This is a genomic window from Bacillus toyonensis BCT-7112 (assembly GCF_000496285.1).
Classification (GTDB): Bacteria; Bacillota; Bacilli; order Bacillales; family Bacillaceae_G; genus Bacillus_A; species Bacillus_A toyonensis.
Genome location: NC_022781.1, coordinates 317,722 through 339,387 on the forward strand (window position 1 = coordinate 317,722; position 21,666 = coordinate 339,387).

The 21,666-nt window shown below is 34.6% G+C and carries 23 protein-coding genes and 1 riboswitch; of the genes, 8 read left to right on the forward strand and 15 right to left on the reverse strand.

All coding sequences use genetic code 11. From position 1 onward, the window contains the following. Nucleotides 1-16: 16 nt before the first annotated feature. A complete protein-coding gene (locus tag BTOYO_RS01655) occupies nucleotides 17-928 on the reverse strand; it encodes a DMT family transporter (protein WP_000832950.1) in 912 nt (303 codons plus the stop codon). Nucleotides 929-1,052: 124 nt separating this feature from the next. On the opposite strand from BTOYO_RS01655, the gene pdxR reads away from it, so the two are divergent. Together pdxR and BTOYO_RS01665 are read left to right on the forward strand one after the other, a co-directional pair. Beyond that, nucleotides 1,053-2,495, forward strand: a complete 1,443-nt coding sequence (pdxR, locus tag BTOYO_RS01660; RefSeq protein WP_000454944.1) for a MocR-like pyridoxine biosynthesis transcription factor PdxR — start codon at nucleotides 1,053-1,055, stop codon at nucleotides 2,493-2,495. An 81-nt stretch (nucleotides 2,496-2,576) separates the two neighbouring features. Next, a complete protein-coding gene (locus tag BTOYO_RS01665; protein ID WP_000708763.1) occupies nucleotides 2,577-3,017 on the forward strand; it encodes a YaiI/YqxD family protein in 441 nt (146 codons plus the stop codon). Between the two features lie 86 nt (nucleotides 3,018-3,103). Here the strand turns inward: BTOYO_RS01665 and BTOYO_RS01670 are convergent, their stop codons facing one another. From BTOYO_RS01670 to BTOYO_RS01710, 9 genes are all read right to left on the reverse strand, one after another. After that, nucleotides 3,104-3,418, reverse strand: coding sequence for a DUF3892 domain-containing protein (locus tag BTOYO_RS01670; protein ID WP_000368864.1), 315 nt, complete (start codon nucleotides 3,416-3,418; stop codon nucleotides 3,104-3,106). Between the two features lie 62 nt (nucleotides 3,419-3,480). Continuing rightward, complete coding sequence (locus BTOYO_RS01675) at nucleotides 3,481-4,314, reverse strand: sensor histidine kinase (RefSeq protein ID WP_002038988.1); 834 nt, start codon at nucleotides 4,312-4,314, stop codon at nucleotides 3,481-3,483. A 157-nt stretch (nucleotides 4,315-4,471) separates the two neighbouring features. Beyond that, a complete protein-coding gene (locus BTOYO_RS01680) occupies nucleotides 4,472-5,143 on the reverse strand; it encodes a response regulator transcription factor (RefSeq protein WP_000870356.1) in 672 nt (223 codons plus the stop codon). Between the two features lie 34 nt (nucleotides 5,144-5,177). Continuing rightward, nucleotides 5,178-6,164 carry an alpha/beta fold hydrolase gene (locus BTOYO_RS01685; protein WP_000722104.1) on the reverse strand — a complete coding sequence of 329 codons (987 nt, stop codon included), beginning with the start codon at nucleotides 6,162-6,164 and terminating at the stop codon, nucleotides 5,178-5,180. Nucleotides 6,165-6,269: 105 nt separating this feature from the next. Continuing rightward, a complete protein-coding gene (locus BTOYO_RS01690) occupies nucleotides 6,270-7,094 on the reverse strand; it encodes a DUF2785 domain-containing protein (protein ID WP_001002764.1) in 825 nt (274 codons plus the stop codon). A 129-nt stretch (nucleotides 7,095-7,223) separates the two neighbouring features. Then, nucleotides 7,224-7,895 (reverse strand): nucleoside/nucleotide kinase family protein, encoded by a 672-nt coding sequence (locus BTOYO_RS01695; RefSeq protein ID WP_001080566.1) that lies wholly within the window; start codon nucleotides 7,893-7,895, stop codon nucleotides 7,224-7,226. Between the two features lie 150 nt (nucleotides 7,896-8,045). Next, a complete protein-coding gene (locus BTOYO_RS01700) occupies nucleotides 8,046-8,789 on the reverse strand; it encodes a metallophosphoesterase family protein (RefSeq protein WP_000357624.1) in 744 nt (247 codons plus the stop codon). 13 nt (nucleotides 8,790-8,802) lie between these two features. Further along, nucleotides 8,803-9,741 carry an aminoglycoside phosphotransferase family protein gene (locus BTOYO_RS01705; protein WP_002038986.1) on the reverse strand — a complete coding sequence of 313 codons (939 nt, stop codon included), beginning with the start codon at nucleotides 9,739-9,741 and terminating at the stop codon, nucleotides 8,803-8,805. Nucleotides 9,742-9,751: 10 nt separating this feature from the next. After that, nucleotides 9,752-10,552, reverse strand: coding sequence for a VOC family protein (locus BTOYO_RS01710; protein ID WP_000943366.1), 801 nt, complete (start codon nucleotides 10,550-10,552; stop codon nucleotides 9,752-9,754). 99 nt (nucleotides 10,553-10,651) lie between these two features. On the opposite strand from BTOYO_RS01710, the gene BTOYO_RS01715 reads away from it, so the two are divergent. Further along, nucleotides 10,652-11,662 carry a sulfite exporter TauE/SafE family protein gene (locus BTOYO_RS01715; RefSeq protein ID WP_033657358.1) on the forward strand — a complete coding sequence of 337 codons (1,011 nt, stop codon included), beginning with the start codon at nucleotides 10,652-10,654 and terminating at the stop codon, nucleotides 11,660-11,662. Nucleotides 11,663-11,702: 40 nt separating this feature from the next. On the opposite strand, the gene BTOYO_RS01720 is transcribed toward BTOYO_RS01715, so the two are convergent. Then, nucleotides 11,703-12,152, reverse strand: a complete 450-nt coding sequence (locus tag BTOYO_RS01720; RefSeq protein WP_000764586.1) for a GNAT family N-acetyltransferase — start codon at nucleotides 12,150-12,152, stop codon at nucleotides 11,703-11,705. Between the two features lie 386 nt (nucleotides 12,153-12,538). After that, nucleotides 12,539-12,731: riboswitch (Lysine riboswitch) on the forward strand. Between the two features lie 112 nt (nucleotides 12,732-12,843). Here BTOYO_RS01720 and BTOYO_RS01725 point away from each other — a divergent pair. From BTOYO_RS01725 to BTOYO_RS01735, 3 genes are all read left to right on the forward strand, one after another. Beyond that, complete coding sequence (locus BTOYO_RS01725) at nucleotides 12,844-14,310, forward strand: amino acid permease (protein WP_001083390.1); 1,467 nt, start codon at nucleotides 12,844-12,846, stop codon at nucleotides 14,308-14,310. Between the two features lie 112 nt (nucleotides 14,311-14,422). Beyond that, nucleotides 14,423-14,728, forward strand: coding sequence for an iron-sulfur cluster biosynthesis family protein (locus BTOYO_RS01730; RefSeq protein WP_001026169.1), 306 nt, complete (start codon nucleotides 14,423-14,425; stop codon nucleotides 14,726-14,728). 33 nt (nucleotides 14,729-14,761) lie between these two features. Further along, nucleotides 14,762-15,532 (forward strand): DNA alkylation repair protein, encoded by a 771-nt coding sequence (locus tag BTOYO_RS01735; RefSeq protein ID WP_000521685.1) that lies wholly within the window; start codon nucleotides 14,762-14,764, stop codon nucleotides 15,530-15,532. An 80-nt stretch (nucleotides 15,533-15,612) separates the two neighbouring features. Here BTOYO_RS01735 and BTOYO_RS01740 read toward each other — a convergent pair whose 3' ends face one another. Then, on the reverse strand, nucleotides 15,613-16,104 hold the full coding sequence (locus tag BTOYO_RS01740; protein WP_000432847.1) for a DUF2716 domain-containing protein: 492 nt from the start codon (nucleotides 16,102-16,104) through the stop codon (nucleotides 15,613-15,615). Nucleotides 16,105-16,301: 197 nt separating this feature from the next. Here BTOYO_RS01740 and BTOYO_RS01745 point away from each other — a divergent pair, with 197 nt between their 5' ends. Next, a complete protein-coding gene (locus BTOYO_RS01745) occupies nucleotides 16,302-17,063 on the forward strand; it encodes a class I SAM-dependent methyltransferase (protein WP_000817559.1) in 762 nt (253 codons plus the stop codon). A gap of 175 nt (nucleotides 17,064-17,238) precedes the next feature. Here BTOYO_RS01745 and BTOYO_RS01750 read toward each other — a convergent pair whose 3' ends face one another. Next, nucleotides 17,239-17,763, reverse strand: coding sequence for an NUDIX hydrolase (locus BTOYO_RS01750; RefSeq protein ID WP_023440973.1), 525 nt, complete (start codon nucleotides 17,761-17,763; stop codon nucleotides 17,239-17,241). Nucleotides 17,764-17,948: 185 nt separating this feature from the next. Between BTOYO_RS01750 and BTOYO_RS01755 the strand changes: the two genes are divergently transcribed. Beyond that, a complete protein-coding gene (locus BTOYO_RS01755) occupies nucleotides 17,949-18,572 on the forward strand; it encodes a cephalosporin hydroxylase family protein (protein WP_073990597.1) in 624 nt (207 codons plus the stop codon). A gap of 34 nt (nucleotides 18,573-18,606) precedes the next feature. On the opposite strand, the gene lepB is transcribed toward BTOYO_RS01755, so the two are convergent. Together lepB and BTOYO_RS01765 are read right to left on the reverse strand one after the other, a co-directional pair. After that, nucleotides 18,607-19,128: a signal peptidase I gene (gene lepB, locus BTOYO_RS01760; RefSeq protein WP_000656824.1), complete on the reverse strand. Its 522-nt coding sequence runs from the start codon at nucleotides 19,126-19,128 to the stop codon at nucleotides 18,607-18,609. Between the two features lie 74 nt (nucleotides 19,129-19,202). Then, complete coding sequence (locus tag BTOYO_RS01765; protein WP_002093621.1) at nucleotides 19,203-21,356, reverse strand: peptidoglycan D,D-transpeptidase FtsI family protein; 2,154 nt, start codon at nucleotides 21,354-21,356, stop codon at nucleotides 19,203-19,205. Nucleotides 21,357-21,666: the final 310 nt, after the last annotated feature.

Genomic DNA, 21,666 nt, shown 5'->3' on the forward strand with positions numbered 1-21,666 from the left:
GAGATCATTTTTACTGTTAACTTACTTTTTTCAAATTGAGAGCTGGCTTTTTGATTCCGCCTTTTTTTACAACATATAAACCCACAAATATTATAAGTCCGCCAACAAGTTGCATCATATTGATTTGCTCTCCAATTGTTACAGCTGCAAAGATCACTGCGAATAATGGTACGAGATACATATAAACCATTACTTTTGTTGAGCCTATTTTACTAATGCCGACATACCACATCGCAAGTCCGAAGATTGTCGCAAAGATGATTGAATATGCTAGTGAACCCCAGCTTGGCATGTCTACTGGCCACGTTAATGTGTTTACGTTGAATAAACAATATATAACTAGTGGTACAATTCCAATTAATGTAGACCATGATGTAACTCTCATTGCAGAGTATTTTGTAATAAGAGGTTGTGCTAAAATTGGATACCATCCCCACGCAATTGCTGCGACTAATCCAATTATATTTCCAAGCCACGCATACTCGTAAGTAGCTCCTCCTGTATGCCCTGTTAATAAAACGAATGCTGCACCAATAAACGCTACTATTGAACCAATTTGTACTTTCATCGAAAAACGTTCTTGTTTGTGTAATACCGCTAATATCCCTGTAAAAATAGGTGACATCGCAATTAATAATGAGGCGTTCGTTGCTGAAGTATATTTCACAGATAACATAAACATCGTTTGATACATTGTCGTTCCAACGATGCCGACTGCTACTAATCGTAACCAATCATTTCTTTCAATACGTAATGAGCGTTCCATTAAAAATGTAATAAGTAATAATACCGGTGATGCTACTAAAAATCGTAAACTATTAAATTGAATGGATGACATAAATGCCACGCCATACTTTCCAATTGTATAATTTGCTCCCCATACTAATGCTACTGATACTAGGAGCCATTCCATTTGCCATCTTTTCATCCGAATCTCCCCTTCCATATTTAGCATAGTAAAATTGGCTGGATATAACACCGTCCAATTGGCTGTTTTTTTACCCAGCCAATTTGCTATACTGGATTTATATAAAAGATACGGAGGCATTTTTATGGAATGGAAGCTAGATAGTGACAGTAAAATCCCTATTTATCAGCAAGTTGTTGACTTTATTGAAAAACGTATTACATATGGAGAACTTCCTCCAGGTAGCTTCCTCCCTTCCGAACGGAAATTAGCTACACAGTTAAATGTAAACCGAAGTACAGTAACGACTGCTTATAATGAACTACGTGCTATGGGAATTGTAGAAAGTACAACTGGTAAAGGTACACGTGTAAGTACACATATGTGGGGTGTTTCTCCAACATTAACACCAAACTGGAGAAACTTCGTAGAAGGTGGTACGTTTTTACCAAACTTACCGTTACTTCGCCATATTCGGGCAGAAGTACAACAAAATGAAAATATGATAGATTTTGCAAACGGAGAACTCGGTTGTAATCTCTATCCTCATGATCAACTACAAGCGATTTTACGAGAACAACCGTTAACGCATTCATTAAGTTATGATCACCCGCAAGGTTATCTCCCATTAAGACAAGCGGTAGTAAAATATATGAAGGAATATTTAAAAGTGGAAGCGACTGAACAATCCATTATGATTACATCCGGCGCTCAACAAGCACTTCATCTTATCGTACAATGTTTATTAAATCCAGGTGATGCTGTTGCTTTCGAAAGTCCTTCACACTGTTATTCCCTGCCTCTATTCCAATCAGCAGGTATTCGTATTTTCCCATTACCTGTCGATGAACATGGGATTAACCCAGATGATGTACAGGAGTTATATAGAAAACACCGTATTAAAATGATCTTTTTAAATCCAAATTTCCAAAACCCTACGGGAACGATGCTTCATCCAAACCGTAGAAAAAAACTATTATCACTTTGCGCAGATTTACGAATTGCAATCGTTGAAGATGATCCATCCAGCTTGCTTACGTTAGAAAAGAAACAACCTTGCCCTACTTTGAAATCGATTGATGAAAATGGAACAGTCATTTATGTACATTCCTTATCAAAGATGATTGCACCAGGATTACGAGTCGGCTGGCTCGTCGCCCCGCAGTCTGTAGTAGAAAGGTTATCCGACGCAAGGCATCAAATGGAATTAGGTATGAGCATTTTCCCGCAGTGGCTTATGCAGCAATTTTTCGAAACCGTACCATTTCAGTCTCATATCGTACCGTTACGAAAACAATTATTGGAAAAAAGAGACGTTATCGTTCGCGCCTTAAATGAGCAACTTCACGACAAAATCTCTTTTTCTAATCCTACTGGTGGTATATACATATGGGGAAAATTAAAAGAATCGATAAACGAAAAACAACTTATTATGCAAAGTTTAAAACAAGAAATCGCCTTTATGCCCGGTAGTATTTTCGGTGCGAAAGATGGTTATATTCGTTTATCTTATGGAAAAGTGAATATTAATCAAATTGAGGAAGGTATTTCTCGTTTGCGAGAAGCTATTTTAGTTTGTGGAAAATGACTTTACATAAAGCTTTATCGTTTGACAAAAGAAAAATCTACCATTATTATCAACACGAACCTAGTTATAGGAGTGATAAAAATGAAAATTTACGTTGATGCAGATGCTTGTCCTGTAAAAGATGTAATTATTTTTGAAGCTACGAATGCAGAAATCCCTGTAACCCTCGTTACTAGCTTTTCTCATTATTCTAATGCGGAACAACCAAAAGGTGTGGAAACAATATATGTTGATTCCGGAGCAGATGCTGCAGATTACCGAATTATGCAATTAGCAAAAAAAGAAGATTTAATCGTAACACAAGATTATGGTCTTGCTTCGCTTGCATTAGCAAAAGGCTGTATCGTTCTACACCATAAAGGCTATAAGTATACGAATGATAACATTGAACAATTGTTACAAACACGATATTTAAGTGCAATGGTTCGAAAAAGTGGTAAGCGTACAAAGGGACCGAAACCATTTACAGCAGAAGATAAAGAGAAATTTAGAGAGCTCTTTAAAAGTATAATTTCACTTTAGAAATGAACCTTCTATTTGTAGGGAAAGCTTTGTAACAAAAAGAAGAGAATATCAAAATGAACATTCTCTTCTTGGAGTTTACCCGTTTAAAATGATGGTAAATTATCTAAGTTATTTTCCTTTATACCATCAGGTTCACTACGTATAATATCTCTGCCATACTTATGAAATACGTCCACATGAGCTAACTTCCCTGATTTTGCTTCACTAAGAGCAGTCATATAATCTAACTCTCTCCCGCTACTTGTTTTAAACGCTATTAAATCACCATCATCATTTTTACGAACGGCAACAATTTGTTCTGCTCCTGAATTGACTTCATTGTCTACTTCAAATTGAGCTTGCTCTTCTCCTTGATGTAAGTAATCATTATAAACTTTTTCAAAGTCTTTATTGTCCATAACATTCACCTCCAACACATTTTTTAGTATGGTTGGGAGGTGTTGGTTTTATGTAATTTGCTCTAAACTTTTGTATTTTCAAATGAAAACATAGTACCCTCACTATTTGATTGTAAAGTGTATTTTATATCGAACATCTTTGATATATCTTCAATATTTTTCAAACCAAGTCCTGTACCTTTACTATTTATATCAAACCCAATCCCATTATCTCTAAAGGAAACAATATCTTCATCTATAATAATTTTGAGTTTTTTAGCTTTTGAATGTTTAAGGACATTTTGAAAAATATTATCAAATAACCTTTGAATCCATAACTCATTACTATTCCATATCAACTCTTTATCTTGTGGATTATATACTAATTCAATTTTATGAATGCTATACAAATAGCTCCATTTTTTAATCATATTTTCTATTAAATTATGTATATTCACTTCATCATTCACAATATAAGTATTCTCTAAGGTCTCTGTAGATTGAATATTAAATTCGTTAGTTAAATCACTTATATATTGTATCTGCTCATACAGTGATTCAAGTACTGGCGCTTGTGCTTTGTATTCGCCTTCTAAATAATATAATTGTAATCTAACTGCAGTTAAGGGTGTATTAATATCATGCCGTAATTTATTTAATAGCTCTTTTTTTATTTGTTCCTGTTGTTGTAGTTCTAATTCTCGATAAGTTGTTCTTTCTATAAGCAGGTTTACTGACCTAATCAGTTCTCCCATCTCATCATCACTTTTGACATCTATTATATTAGGGATTTTTTTATCACTAGCTAAATCTCGAATCGTTTGATTTAATACATTAATTTTATTTAATAATGAGTTTATCGATTTTGAAAATACAAAAGCTAATACTAATAGTAATAATAAAAATATGATTAACATAGTAGGATATGCAAAGGATTCGTGAAAAGGAATGTTCTGATTTTTAGTTTTAAAGGCAACATTATAAATAACTGATACAAAAATACTAATCGACAACAATAACAGAGGTACGCTAACAATAGCGGAGAATAGTAGTAACTGATATTTTTTTTTAAGTTCATTTCTTCATATAGGTATTTAGTCTATACCCTTCTCCATAAATATTTTGAATAATATCACCTGTTTTATCATCAATTTTGGTTCTGATTTTCTTTATATGTACGTTCATGATATTTTGATTTCTATCTTCGAGTTGCCATAGGTAATCATAGAAGTGTTCTTTAGATAAAGTTCTATCTCTATTTTCATATAAATAGAAGAATATTTTTCGTTCAATTGCTGTAAAAGCAACTTCATTACGCAAATCATTAATAAAAACTCTTTTATATTCTGCATCTATAAATAAATGGTTAATTTGCGTGAACGTACCATATTGATTATCTAACATTTTCTGAATCCTTAACAACAACTCTCTAGGGTCAAAAGGTTTTATCATGTATTCTTCTCCAATAGTCAAACCTTTTAGTTTACTATCCATATCATTCCTTGCTGATAGAAATATAATTGGAATATTTAATCCTAGATTTTTTATTTTCTTTGTAATTTGATAACCATCTTCGCCTGGTAACATAACATCCATTACGACTAAATCTATTTCATGAATTATATCAAGAACTTTCCTTCCCTCTTTCTCCCAACACACATTATACTTCTCACGCTGTAAAATTTTTTGTAATAAATCTCCTATAATCAAATCGTCTTCAACAATTAATATGTTATATACTTTCATTATGTAAGCCTTTCATCGCTAAAGTTACAATTGTTTAGTTCTTCACTACTTTATTCTTAACAAAATCCATAGCAATTTTGTATATTTCATCAGGAGCATATAAATAAATACTATGTGTACCTTCAATTATTTTTACATCAGCTATTAATAACTTGCTAGCAAACTCCTTATAATCTTCGTTTTTTTGCTTTGTATACTTCGAATCTTTATATTGCCTAGCAATCGCATCTATAAATAACATAGGTGTTTCTTTTGGGATCGATAAAGAATTTGATTTTTTACCGTTATTGTAGCTTTGTAAAAGTTCTTGCTTCATATCATCATTAAAAGCCCTCTTATACGTAAGCGCTTTATAAATATCTTTTTCCTGTTCGTTTAAAAAGGATTGACGAATGACTTCGGGATTATAAGTAATAGAGGGAGCTAATCTCTGAAAACCAATTTTCGTTAAAATATTCATCCCTTTTATTTTTAATGAATCAACCATACCTATTTTATGAGTTACGTACTGTTTAGGTAAACCAATATCTAACGCAATAATCCCTTTTACTTCACTTGGATATTTTTGTGCCCAATAAATAGCCTCTATACCCGATAGAGAGTGTGGTATTAAAATGTAAGGTGGTTTATTTCCACTTCGAATAAGCGCTTCTCTCGTTTGTTCTAATATCGTATCAATATCTCTATCATCTTGAAAAACATCACTGTATCCATAACCAGCTCTCTCAATTACAGAAATCTTGTTTTCTTTTGAAAATTCACTATATAAGCCTTTCAATTCATACACAGGAGCGGCAATTCCAGATCCGGCCATAAATACAAACGTCTCCTCCCCGCTCCCCTCATTATAAACATTCACTTTTTTATTATTGAAATTAATAAGTTTACCTTTATTGTTCATTAATTTCGATTCCATTTTTAATTGATAGTTATGATATATGAATACAGCGCCAGTTCCAAGAAAAATCATACTAATACAAACAAAAAATATTATCTTTCCTATCTTCAATATTTTTTTCATTTGACACCCCTTTCAGCCTATACTGAAAGGGTACAATGTAAAAATAAATTTCTAATAAATTTTTCAATATTAATATCTACTTATTTTTTCTAAGTATGGACCTTTTTAATACCTACGTGCTTCCTTCAAAGTCTCCAATATATCATCTGTAAAGGCATTGCTTCCCTCCTTCTCTAAAGCTATGAAATATAAACTTCTTAGGAAAGTTCTAATATTTTGTACTAAAATAGCATGCTGTGGATGTCGGATGTCTTCAACAGTTGCTATACTATGTAGCCAATTGCTCCACTCTTCTTCAGTTAATAGATTTTGGCTACGTAAAGACATAATTGGCTTTACTAATCTCTCATCCTCAAAGTGTACATATACGTAATCATTCAATCGTACCTTCTGACGAACGGCAGCTAGTATTGCATATGAAAACTCACGATTTCGTATTGTACGTGCTAAAGCATCTAGCGCATCAGCCGCATGCGCTGTAGAATGTGCCCAGCCTTTTCCTTCTATGTAGCCTCTTACATCTTCTTCTAAATATACATATTCCAGTACTTGTTCTGCCACACTGTACAGTTGTTCTTCAGATAACAGCGGTTCTCTTTCATGAACAGATAAAATAAGTGGTGGAATTAAAACGGAGAACGCGCGTTTAAACACAGAGTCTGTTCCTTTTTCTCCAATTTTATAAAATAAATAATCAGGACTAATTGCTTGTAGCATTAATCCTCGTAACTCTTTTTGTCTAAATACATCATTTGTAATCCATGTGTGAAGCGTACTATAAATCAAATCATCGCGTAATTCAGCATCTGGTGATCCGATATAATCTAGCATCCACTGTGCATATGGATATGCGTCCACATCCTCTGGTACAGCATAATTATTATGTTTAATTTGTTGTAGTTCTTCTTTTAATTCTAGTATTTCATTCATTATATTTCCTGTCCCCTTTTTACGTTTTTTAATTGCCTTATCCCCTATTGTTCACTTCATAAAATTAATTTCATTATACAAGAATTATAACAACAAATATAAGGCTATACATATATTTGTTGTTATGTATTACGTTCTTTCATGAAATATAACTTCTGGATTTTCTAAATCACTATTCCGAAATACAACATCCGCACACTCTTTCGGATTATGCTCATCTATATACATCTTACAGGCCGCATGATACCTATTCAAAAACATCTTCTCTGCTTCTTCATAACTTCCAAAAGCCTCAGTCTCGCGCTCTGCACCACGTTTTCTCGCAATCTCAAAATCTGTATCTACGAAAATTTTATAGTCAAATAAATGCGCAACGTCTTTTTTCAATAGAAACGTTCCATCTACTATTAATACCATATTTTGCAGGGCTACTAGCGGTTCATTCTGTACAGGCATATCCGTTACTAAGTTATGAGAAATCGTTTCATATTGTAAATTCCCGTTAGGTCCTAAAGGATTTAATAACCTTTCTTTGAAAGCTGTATAATCGTGTGCATCTTCATAATACCCTCTTGCTGATTCTTTGCCTTGCGTATAACGAATCACTCTTGGATTATGAAAATCATCAATGCTGGCGCGTGTTACTGGTAAACCTCGTTTTTTTATTTCTTCCGCTAGTTCGTTTGCAAATGTTGTTTTTCCTGATGCTGTAATACCACTTACTCCAACTCTTGTTGGATAGGTTAAGTTTAGCTTTACAATATGATCTGCAATTTCTTTGATTCGTTGTTTTCGGTTCATGATATCTCCCTTTATAATTAGTTTACATAATATAATTATAAGTAATAATCCGTGTCACTATTTGTCGGTAAATCGATATCCTTTGTCGAATCGTTGATATATTTTAAGTTATGATAGATATATTTGAAAAATCGTTGATATATTATTAGCTTACTTCCCCTTAAACCCTCGATATAAAGCAGTCCGTAATTCTTGTTTGTATTCTTCAATTTCTGGCATATCGAGTTCTTCTGCTAGTCTGATAGCTAATTCAATATCATACGGTACACGTACGAGTTGAATAGAAAAGCTTGCGGCTTCTTTTTCATTGTACGTTCCTTCAAAGATTAAATAGGATGCTTGTGTAATTTCAAGAGGATTTCCTACACTACCAGCGTTACATAACGTTTTCCCTCTGAAATTTTGAACGAACGCTTGGTGAACGTCACCATAGCAAACGACATCTGGTTTTCTTTCCCCTTCTATATTTTCCGTCAGATCACTATTTTCGAACATACTAATACGTTCTTCTCTTGAAGCGTGTGGTTGAATTCTTTCATATAAACTTCTCGGTGAAGCGTGAAACATACGAATGAGTTTTCCGCTCATAAAAAATTCGATCGAAAATGGTAAGCTTCTTAAATAGTCATTTTGTTCTTCTGATAATTGTTTTTGATGCCATTTTAATGCTTCAAATTCAGTCGGTTTTGTAATGAAATCATCCCAATTCCCCATTACAACGCCTTCGCATTCTTTACGAATGATTTCAATTACTTCGCTTGAATGAGGGCCTTTTCCTACTAAATCTCCAAGACAAATAATGCGCTCGATTCCTCTTAATTTAATATCTTTCAGCACAGATTCTAATGCCGGAATATTACCATGAATATCTGAAATTACCGCTATTTTATCCAAATGAATCCCTCCGTTATTTATTTTTCATTATATCCATATGATAGGATTGATACCATCTTGGAACATAGGACGAAAAATGATTATGTTCTTCTAAAATTCCATTTAGTCTTTCCTTCATATCATCTACTAGGTGCGGTGTGCTTCGGTTTGTCCAAACGATATCAGCCGGGAATGTCATTGCTGCATATAAGGAGTACAGCTGCCAAAAGTGAAGTGACGGTTCGCCTCCGCAATAACCGTGAACTTGTCCAACCGCAAATGGTTTGCTTATTCTTGTAGTAAAAATCGCTACATTATAAAAATCGTGTATTGGATCGCCAAAATCATATCCACCAAAATCGATAACGATAAACTCCTTGTTATGAATCATACTATTTGCTGGATGGAAATCATCGTGTAAAAATGTGATTGGACGATTTTTTAATAAGTCTTTATGGTTTTCTACAAAGGTTAATACTGGCTTCAAATCCAGAAAATTCACCTCGTAGTCTGCTAGTGCCTCTATGTATCTTTCGTATTTATTCCATCTAAATGTTTCCCATTTATTACTTGCACTTTCTCTTTCAATTGAGTGAATTCTCCTTAATACTTCTCCTGCTTTTCTTCCTACATCATACTGTTCTTCCACCGATAACTTCCGTAAGCTCTCTTCACCATTTACTCCGTCAATCCATTCAAATACTTGAACACATTTATTTAATTCTTCAAGTTTTATAAAATGAATTAACTTGGGCGTTGGAATATGTAATAACTCTATTTGTTTCATATACGTATATTCTTCTAGTTTTCGTTCATAATTAGCAGAATCACACACTTTTACAAAATACGTTTCACGATTCTCTAGTTCAATTTTATATTTTTCCTCATGCGAAAAACCTTTTGTAATGGCTATACATTTTACAATACAGGGCCACTCTAGTTTTCTTTCTATCTCTCTTACTATTTCTTCCAAAACATCCCCTCTATTCATATATGTACAAACTACCTAACACTTCATACTCTCGTTTATTCTCCCCTTTAAACTCCACTGCAAAAGGATATTCACCATTCCTAATCAAGTGTTCTTTCACTAGCCCTTCCCCAATCGGTTCACAAAACTGTACATGAATGTCACCAAACGCTACACTTTGGCACTCAGCATTCCATTTTTCATTTTTTGTGACTGAACTTGCAGTTAGCCCCATTACTTCTTTCCACTTTCGCACTGTGTCTCGAACGTTTTTCACTGCATAATGGATCACTTCAATGTGTTGCACTTTGTTTTTATGTTCCGTGATCGTCCCTATGTTGCGTAAGTCGTTTCTTCTTTCTTCATCGGTTTCATTCCACTGTATAAAAAAAGGTAATCTCGGCCCGCTTTCTTCTTGCTTTACAAATAACATTTTCCATTCTAAAAGCCGACCATCTTTTCTCATACGTTTCCCTTCAAATGGTCCTATTGTTTGTAAACCGTATTTACTAAATTTATCTGCTAATTCTTCAATGGCATCTGTTCGAATTGCAATTTGTAGCATTCCTTCTCCATTTTGTAATTTCACCACCGTTTCTTGTACTAATGGATTTTCTGCTTCTTTCGCTTTTTCTTCATGCTGCACAGCTAAAAATTCTATGTATGATAAATCAAAATAACATAAACTATTCCAAGTTCCCCAAGTAGTATGCTCTCCGCCTAATACAGTATGAAATCCACTCGCTTGCATTTGTTTTGCTGCTTCCTTCGGTGTACAAGGCACTGCGTGAACGAGATGATCAAATCGTAACATAGTCCTTCTCCCCTTTCTCTCCATCCTTTTATTGTATATTTTATTTTTCTTTCATTCAATTCAAAAAACTTCAAAACCTAGTTGATTTATATGATTAATATGTATTATAATGAAACAAATTTAATTATTGCTGATTGGAAAAACCAAAGGCACTTTTCTCATACGGGAAAAGTGCTTTTTTCATTTATTATTACAGGGGGATTATTTATGCAGAAATTAATTGTCTTTGCTATTATTGGATTTTTCGCTCAATTGATTGATGGGGCACTTGGAATGGCGTATGGGGTAACATCTACCTCACTATTATTAATGTTTGGTATTGCACCAGCTGTAGCATCCGCATCTGTTCACTTAGCTGAAGTCGTTACAACCGCAGCTTCTGGTGCATCGCACATCAAATTTGGAAACGTTGATAAATATACAGTTTCCAGATTAACATTACCCGGAGCAATTGGGGCATTTGTTGGGGCATGTTTTTTAAGTAATTTACCTGGCGATGTGATTAAACCGTACATTTCAATATTTTTATTCACTTTAGGCGTTTATATTTTATTACGATTCATTATTCAAAAACAAATTGTTACTTCCAAAAAGCGTATGTCTGCCAAACAACTTGTGCCACTCGGCTTATTCGCTGGATTCGTCGATTCAACTGGTGGCGGTGGCTGGGGTCCAATTACGACACCTGTACTGCTAGCAAGAGGAAATGAAGCTAGAAAAGTTATTGGATCTGTAGATACGAGTGAGTTTCCTGTTTCGCTCGCTGCAACAATTGGTTTCTTCATCTCACTTGGCTGGGAACAAGTAAGCTGGGTTTGGGTATTCGCCTTAATGCTTGGCGGTATTGTCGCAGCTCCAATTGCCGCATGGTTAGTACGTATCGTTCCACCTCATTTACTTGGGGTATTAGTTGGTGGCCTTATTATCTTTACGAATATTCGTACACTACTTACAACATTTAAAGTGGATCCAACTATTATTTCACTTTCTTACGTGGCAGTTGGTCTTGTCGTTATTATTTCTATTTTCATTGCTGTCCGTAATCATTCCAATCGTTCTAGCCCATCAACAGGCGGCTATCCGAAAGATCAAAAACAAATGCTACCATAATGATAAAAAATGCCGCTCGAACTATATCGAGCGGTATTTTTTATTTTTCTATTTTCCAATTAATCATCGTATCTGTTGTATCTACTCTCTTCATATGTAATTTCTCTAATACACGAATCGAACTAGCATTTTCAAGGAGTGTCTCCGCAATAATTGTATCTACCTTTCCTGTCTGGAAAGCCCACTTTATTAATTCATCTACAGATTCTGTAGCATACCCTTTATTCCAATATTTCTCAATAAAACCGTAACCAATTTCTACTGTACGTTTCTCGTTCGGTTTCCCTTTAAATCCTATATCCCCTAGTACGATGTCATCTTCTTTTCGAATGACATACCACGCACCCCAAGGTAATAAAGCTGCGTCTTGTTTTACACTTTCTACATGCCCTGCAATATGCGGGCCGCTATTGTATCCTTGATTCTTCGCAATCTGAACCCATTCTTCCGTACACGGGATAATATGTAATCTTTCTGTTTCTAATTTCATAACGATGTCCCCTTTTTAATTAAACAGTACTTCAATTTTACTACAAAAAAGAAAGAATATTCAATCTTTTAATTTGCACATATGTTTTTTCTTTAGAACAAAATAAAAGAAGTGATACCCTTCAATCGTTATGTCGAATTATATTTTCTGAATTTTCTTTTAATTTTAAAGGGTTTTTCATTATTTTTTGCGAAACATTTGTATAACAATTTTTTCTTTGTTTATTGCTACATAATAGTAGGTTCGGGTGGAGTTATGCAAGCGTTTCCTATACAATAACCGATATTTTTTGACTTTTCCTAACAAAATTCCTTGCAATATATTCAGAAACTCATTACAATTGCCATATATTAAATATCTTAGCAATATATAAATCCTCATCAATCCGATGAGGTAGAGGTTGCGACTTTTAAAAGTAAAACGGACGAGACACAGAGAATGTCACTGACTCCGTTTGAAAGGAAAAGTTGCCGAAGTTTGTATTTCTTCTCTGGAAGTATGAGCTGGGGCTGTCTCCGAAAGGAACAGAACTGTCACGTTTACAAAATTACCGTGTAAACGTGGGGTGCTATCTTAACGGAAGGGTATGATGGGGTGGTTATTTGTGAAACGTTCCGCCTAATTCCTTTGGCGGTTTTTTGTATTTTTCTCCCCCGCTCCTTCCTAACCTACAAGAAAAGGAGTGTTGAACATGAATAGCGCAACAAATCAATCTACCTCTAAAACGCAAACTACACAAGGACAAGGTGAATTAAAACGCGGATTAAAATCTCGTCACCTTACGATGATTTCTCTCGGTGGTACAATCGGTACCGGACTATTTCTTGCCAGCGGTGGTGTAATCCATTCAGCTGGTCCTGGCGGTGCACTAATCGCATACGCCGCAATTGGAATTATGGTGTATTTCTTAATGACAAGCTTAGCTGAACTTGCAGCTTACATGCCTGTTACTGGATCTTTTAGCACGTATGCAACAAAATTTGTTGATCCATCACTTGGCTTTGCACTTGGATGGAACTATTGGTATAACTGGGCGATTACAATTGCGGCAGAACTAGCGGCCGTAACATTAATTATGAAATTTTGGTTCCCTGATACCCCTTCCCTCATTTGGAGTGGATTATGCTTAGCTATTATTTTTCTCTTAAACTATTTATCTGTTAAAGGTTTTGGTGAATCTGAATATTGGTTCGCACTTATTAAAGTAGTTACTATTATTATCTTCTTAGTTGTCGGCTTCATGATGATTTTTGGAATTATGGGCGGCGAATCTGTCGGCTTTAAAAACTTCACTGTTGCAGATGCTCCATTTAACGGCGGTATCATGGCAATTATCGGTGTATTTATGGCTGCTGGTTTCTCCTTCCAAGGAACTGAATTATTAGGTGTAGCTGCTGGTGAAACGTCTGATCCAGAACGCAATATCCCAAAAGCAATTCGTTCGATCTTTTGGCGCATTCTTTTATTCTATATCCTTGCAATTCTCGTTATCGGTTTATTAATTCCTTATACAACTGAAAGTCTTGCAGCAAGTGATGTTACAGTAAGTCCATTTACACTTGTATTTGAAAAAGCGGGCGTTGCCTTTGCTGCTTCTGTTATGAACGCTGTTATTTTAACGGCAGTTTTATCTGCTGGTAACTCTGGCATGTACGCATCAACTCGTATGCTTTGGGATTTAGCTCGTCAAGGAAAAGCACCAAAGTTTTTAGGCAAATTAGATAGCCGTGGTGTACCTGTTAACGCTCTAATCGCAACATCAGTAGTTGGTAGCGTCGCTTTCATCGCTTCTTTATTCGGTGACGGTGTTGTATATATTTGGTTATTAAACGCTTCTGGTATGTCTGGCTTTATCGCATGGGTTGGTATTGCAATTAGTCATTACCGCTTCCGTAAAGCATATATCGCACAAGGAAAAGATTTAAAAGACTTACCATATAGAGCAAAATGGTTCCCATTCGGTCCAATCTTCGCATTTACACTTTGCGTCATCGTAATTTTAGGACAAAACTACGGCGCATTTATGGGTGAATCAATCGATTGGAACGGCGTACTCGTTTCTTACATCGGTTTACCGCTCTTCTTAGTACTATGGTTAGGATATAAATTTACAAAGAAAACAAAAGTGATTCCACTTGATAAATGTGAACTAAAATAAAGTAGAGCGAGCAAACAAAATTGTTTGCTCGTTTTTTTTACAATTCTCTTTACTTCCCTATTTCTTTTGTTTTTGCAATAATAAAAGAAATAAAAATAAAGGTTGGGATACAATGAACATTCGTATTACTGATGAAGCAAAGGCAGCTATACATAGATTAGAACGTGCAGATAAAAAGATCATTCGCATTAGAGGAACAATGACAAACTCTTGTAGCATTTTCGTTGATGTTGATTTAGTTTGGGATACATACAATGCAGATGATATTGTATATGAGGATGAAATGCTTATTGTACAAATGGAATCATTCACGAAAGATTACACTGGTGATACAGTGAAACTTGATTATAAGACGACTGGTTTTAGTATTACGACTCCTAGTGAGACGTTAGTTTATGGATTGTCGATTAAAAAATAAAAATTATTTTCAACTGACCAATGAGGTGGAAAAATGGGTAAATACGTTCCATTAAAATTTTTATTTAATGATGAATTAGCAGAAAAAATGGCTGACTCTATTTGTAAACACGATTCTACTTTCTCTAAAAAAAACTTTATAGCCTCCGTAACATGTAAAGTTGAAGGTTTAGAGTTAAAGCAACGGATTGAAGTAATAGCAGATGAATTACACAATGCTTTACAAAAAGATTTTAATGAAGCAATACATATATTACTGAAAACATTGGGACCAGAAAATACAACAGAAGTAGGTACATTTACAAACGGCTATATGTACATGCCTATCGCAAAATACGTTGAAAAATATGGGCTTAACGATTTTGACTCCTCATTCCATGCAATGTATGAAATAACAAAAAGGAATACTGCTGAATATGCCATTCGGCCTTTTCTTGAAACGTACCATGAAGACACACTAAATATTTTACAACAGTGGATTCATGACGAAAACAGCCACATTAGGAGACTAATTTCTGAAGGTACAAGACCAAGACTTCCTTGGGCAAAAAAAACAGGAGCTCTAAAAGGTAACTTTAAGAACAATTTACAGCTTCTTGAACCATTAATGAATGACCCTTCTAAGTATGTTCAAAAATCTGTAGCCAATCATATTAACGATATTACGAAGGAAGATAAAGAACTCGTTTTTCAATGGTTGCAGCAATTACGTGATAAACAGCATCCTGTTAACCCTTGGATTATAAAACATGGGTTAAGAACGGTGATAAAAAATGGTACTTTACCAAAAGATTTTTATTTTTAAGTATTTTTAAATGAAAACGGCCAAAACAAAAACGCTTATGCTTCAAGAATGAAGTATAAGCGTTTTTTCTCTTTAAAACATTATCCCTGCCTTAAAATATTTTGAAACATTTCCGGTTTATTTTGTTTAAAACTCTCTATTATTTCTTTTCCAAATATCGTTATACTCTTCTCCCAAGGATGGCCTAAATACCCCCACTTAAAGTCTTTCTGAATAAAGAAATAGTAATCACCATTCGGAAATATTGGTATACGCCACTCATAAAATTCATTTCTTTCAAACTCTAAGTGTGGATTTACCCAATAACATTCATGTTGCCAATCTAGTGCCATCATATATTCATTCAATGCTGTATTCTCTTTGAAAACTTTTAATGCTTTTTCTTCAAGTTCATCATATACATTTAAATCTACCGATTCTCCAAAATAATGAGAGATGTCATATGTGATAAACGGTCCTGGTACTTTAAACGATGGAAATATTGAAACACTTGGTGAAAATTCATAGTCACTATATACTTTATCCCAAATTCGATCGTACTCTTTATCTGTAAACTCAATCCAATTTTCCATTAAATATCTACCTTCTCTTTATATTTCAAAGGAATTCCACTCAAAAATCCCGAATATATAAATAATCATTCTCGCAAGGAGCGAATTTATATGCATCTATTCGAACACGAAACGTAAATCCGTTTCACTTTTATAAGAGGTCCTCCTTTTTACTTTTCTCATCATATCATTCATTTACAAAATAGGAGGGTACAATTATGAAACGTGATCCATTATTTTTAACTTTATTAGACAGTGCAAATACAAATTTTAGCGGCTGGGATTTTTCTTTCATTTCAGAAACGGGTCGAATGAAAAGTGAGCCTTTATCGTGGTCGTACGGTAGCACTGCTTTCCAGCTTATACAACACGCAAAATCAATGCTAGATATGGGCACTGGCGGTGGAGAGCTTTTATCTATGTTACAACCGTTCCCGCCAACTATTTATGCTACTGAGGGCTACGCTCCAAACGTGCCAATTTCCCGAAAGAAATTAGAGCCTTTAGGGGTTATTGTTGTAGAAGTAAAGGATGATGCTGCCCTACCGCTTCAAGATGCTCAATTTGATTTAATTGTGAACCAACATGAATCCTATGCTGCTTCTGAGGTAAACCGAATCCTTTCTCCTAATGGAATATTTCTTACACAACAAGCTGGTGGTCTTGATTGCGCAGAACTTAATAAGCAGTTTGGCACACCACTAAATAGCGAATTTGCAAGTTGGTCACTCGAAACTGCCTGTAATGAGCTAAAGGAAAATGGATTTACTATTTTAGATGCAAAGGAAGAATTCCCTCTTCAACGCTTTTATGATATTGGCGCTATCGTCTATTATTTAAAAGCGATTCCGTGGCAAACTCCTGATTTTACTGTCGAAAGGTATTATGAGGAATTATATCGCATACATGAGATTATGTTGCAAAAAGGCTATTTTGATGTGAAGCAACATCGCTTTATCATTAAAGCGATTCGCAACTAATCATGGAGCATACGAAAACAAAAAGAGATGGATATGCCATCTCTTTTTGTTTTAATTTAAGTAACGAAAGTTTGTGTTACAACTTTGGCTAATAAAGTATATTTTTTCAGCATGTAATCACCTAACATATATATTTTTTCAACTAAAGTATAAGTGTAGTTTTTCATCCTATCTTCTATTGAGAAACGAGTTGTTTTTCATATCGTTTGTTCGCATCATCTTCTGTCAAAAATGCAGTTGTGTAATTAATAATATTCCGGTTATCGTACGTGAATATATGCTCTAACATATTTTCTTCTGTTAATATTAGCGGTAAGTATTTTGGTAAATTACTAACTACACCTCTATTATTCTCATCTAATATCCATCCAATTTCCTTCCACTCTAATATACCTTCATCAGTACTTAACGGTGTATCCATTTGTACTCCCTCTGGCAAATCAGCAAGGAATACATACATTCCTTCACTAGCCAGAGGCTCGTCTTTATCTTTAAAACCAACATTCCCCTTATACGTTACACTTTGGAGATCTATGCCCGTTTCCTCAAGCGTTTCTCTAATTATTCCTTCATATGGCGTTTCATTATCTTCAATTTTTCCCCCAACACCATTCCACATTCCCATATTCGGCTTTTTATTTCTATTTAGTAAGAGTATTTTATTTCCTTTTCTAATGAAGCAAATTGTGTATGTATACATACTATCATTTCCTTTCAATTACACCTTCTTTTGTAAGCAATTGATTTTCCACATGAGTTATTTTGCTTATTTTCAAGTGAAAACACTCGCCTTACAATTCCTTATCACATAATATATAGTACAACTTTCATACGTAAATACTTTACGTCAAACGAAAGAATCCTTTTTAGAAAGGAGCATTTAAAATCGATACTACAAGCAGTGAATTTTTAAAACAGTATTACGACAGCCACGTTTGGTTAAAAGATACCTACTGGTTCGGTGTTCCCATCTGCAAACTTCCCTCTGATCTCTTTTTGTATCAAGAAATCATTTATGAATTAAAGCCCGATTTAATTATTGAATGCGGGACTTTTCATGGTGGTAGTGCACTGTATTTAGCTTCTATGTTAGATTTAATCGGAAAAGGTCACGTACTTACTATCGATATAACTCCGCAGCCAAATCGGCCATCACATAATCGGATTACGTATTTAACAGCATCTTCTGTTTCTGTGCAGGCCGTCCAAACAATAGTAAGTATGCGCAAACCTGATGATGTGATTTTAGTTATTTTAGATTCTGATCATAGTAAAGAACATGTATCAAAAGAACTCTTACTTTATAAATCTATTGTAACCACTGGTAGTTACATTATTGTAGAGGATACATGTATTAACGGAAATCCTCTCCTTCCAGATTGGGGCCCTGGCCCGATGGAAGCCGTGGAAGAGTTTTTAGCTAAAAATAACAATTTCATAATCGATGAATCTAAACATAAATTTTTCATATCTTTTAATCCAAAAGGTTTTTTAAAGAAAATAAAGTGAAACTTTAATAAGTGGGGCTTTATGAATTCCCCACTTATTCTATAATTTTCATTTTTGAAAAAGGATAATACACAAATTCTACTTTTCCTATCACGTTATCTTCTTCAATATATCCTAAGCCATTGCGACTATCCCTACTAAGTTCACGGTTATCTCCCATGACAAATAGCTTATCTGGTGGAATCTTTGTCTTTTGGAAATTGTAAAATACTTGTGTATTGTTGAATAAATCTTTATTTGTATACGGCTCTACTTGTTTTTTATCATTTACATATACAGTTCCATTCGTTATGTTAATTACGTCACCAGGTAGCCCTATTACCCTTTTCACATAATATTTCGATTCGTCCTCTTCTTTAATAATGACAATTTCCCCGTGCTGTATGTTAGAAAAATGTACTGCTGCTTTATTTACAAATACGTAGTCTTCTTCATTTAAAGTCGGCTGCATGGATTTCCCTTCTACCTTACATAACGTAAAAGAATGATAGGCTATTACCATAACAAGTATAAATAGTATGTACTTCCCCCAACCTCTCTTAATCTCCTCTTTCATATCCATTCCCACCTTATAAAATAACTCAAAAAATATATCACTGCACAATATATTCCTGTGCAGTGATATTATTTTTACTGGGCCTTGTTCGGCTGTTCTACCGGGACTGAATTTGCATTTGATCTTTTCGCTTTCAAGTCAAAATACGCATCCAAAATTTCTTTACCAATCGCGGAATTAACCCCTGATTTATCATTATTCACCCATGGTACAACAACTGAAAAAGCTACTTCCGGATCAGCATCATATGGCGCATAGCCGGCAAGAGTTAAATTATAACATTTTTTTCGGTTATAGTTCTCATCTCTTCCAATATCACTTTCTCCACCATATACCGTCTCAGCTGTTCCTGTTTTTCCAGCTGGTTTATACGGTAAGCCTTTAAACGTTCCTGTACCTGTTCCGTCAGCTTCTTGAAAAACTCTTCTAAACCCTTCTTTTACATGATTAATGTATGACGTGTCCATATCCACTCGATTTAAAACAACCGGTTCAATTGATCGAATAACTTTTCCGACATCCTCTGGGCGGTTTGGCTGCTCTCTAATTTCTTGCACAATTTGTGGTTTCATTCGGTAACCGCCATTTGCAATTGTTGAAATATATTGAGCAAGCTGTAGCGGTGTATATGTATCATATTGTCCAATTGCATAATCAAGTAAAAAGCCTGGTATATTATCAGTTCTACCCATTTGACCAATTGATTCATTTGGCAAGTCAATACCAGTCGATACACCTAAACCAAATTGTCTAAAATAGTAACGCATTTTATTAAATGTCTCTTGTTTAATATCTAACGGATTGTTTGGCACATAATTAATCCCCGCCATTTTTAATGCTGTATTAAACATATAAACGTTCGACGAAACTTGTAAAGCTCTTAAATCATCAATATCACCAAAATCTTTCCATGATTTTTTCGGCTTAGTACTTCCTTTAAAGTACATTGGCGCATCAAAGAAATGCGTAAACGGTTTAATCGCTTCTGCTTGGTATCCAGATAATAAAGTAGCCCCTTTCACAGTTGATCCTAACTCATAGGAACTTGTCATCGTCCCTAATGCGTAGTCTTCTATTTGCATCACGCCATCTTTATTTACAATTTTCTTTCCTGCCATTGATAAAATTTGACCGTTTTTCGGATTCATCATTACAACGAAAGCACGATCCATCATCGGTTCTGAAGAATGAAACGCTCGTAAATTTTTTTCAAGACTTTCCTCTACCTTTTTTTGCAAATCCATATCAACCGTTAACATTAAGTTATTTCCACTTTTTCCTTCAGTCACTTTTTCAGTCCGAATAATATTCCCTGCTTTATCTGTAATATTTCTAGATTGTTCTTTCATTCCATGTAATGCATCTTCGTATTGCTTTTCGATGTAACTCTTACCAATACGATCATTTCGGTTGTAATCACGAACTAAATAATACTCTAATTGTTCTCTTGGCAATCCCTCATTTTCATTAGAAACGCTACCAAGTATAGAACGAAGGATTTTATCATTTGGATATTCACGTTCCCAATCTACTGTCGTATCTACCCCCGGCAAGCTTGCTAATCTTTCACTAACGATTGCATATTCATTTTGACTTACATCTTTTTTAACGATTTGCGGCGTCATTTTATATCCCGTATTCATTTTACTTTTAATTGCTAATACTTCTAAATCATCTTTTGAAAGCTCCTTTAATTCTTCTTGTGTAATTCTCTCCCGACGCAACTCTTCTACTTTTTTATCTAATTCTTTCCCTTCTATTTCCTGCTTCCTAAATTTACTCTCATCTGCTTTCGTTACTTTTTCTGCAGCCCTTTTTTCATTTAACTGCATCCAAAAATCTTTTTTATCTGTCTCTGTTAACTTATCCATATCCTCTTGCGACATTTCAATTAGCCCTGCTAACTCTCTCGCTACTTTTAAAACTTCTTTCGAGTCTACTCCTTTCATTTTCGTATATGTAACGGTTCGTAGCGGTTTGTTATTTACAATCACTTTGCCTTCTCGATCAAACATTTTCCCTCTAGGAACAGGCGTGCTCACCGTCACATCTTCCTTTTTATTCACTTCATTTCGATACGTTTCTCCATCAATGATTTGCACTTTACCTAGTTGAATAATAATAGCTGAAAATAAAAGAAAGACGATAAAAAATAGTACATTTAACCGAAATGGAATATGAGTCTTTTTCTTTTTCGGCTGTTTCTTTTTTTCCTTGTTCTGTCTCATTTCGCTCCCTCGCTTCATTCTATTAACTTCTACGCATAAATTGAAACTTTAAACAGAGTGGTTCTCTGTTTATTAGCCCACAGCAATCGGGCTTTTACAAGCAGGTAATCTTCCCTTCCACCTAACTTCTTCGCCTGTGCCGAATTTTTCAGATGGGAGTCTTACTGCTCGCAAATAACGGGATAACTCATTATGTATCAAATTTATTTATATGATATATATAGAATTTTATATTAGTTACAAAAGAAAGAAAAGATTTAATTTTCAGTTTTCGGATTTTACATCCTATTTATTACCATTCCCCTTACAA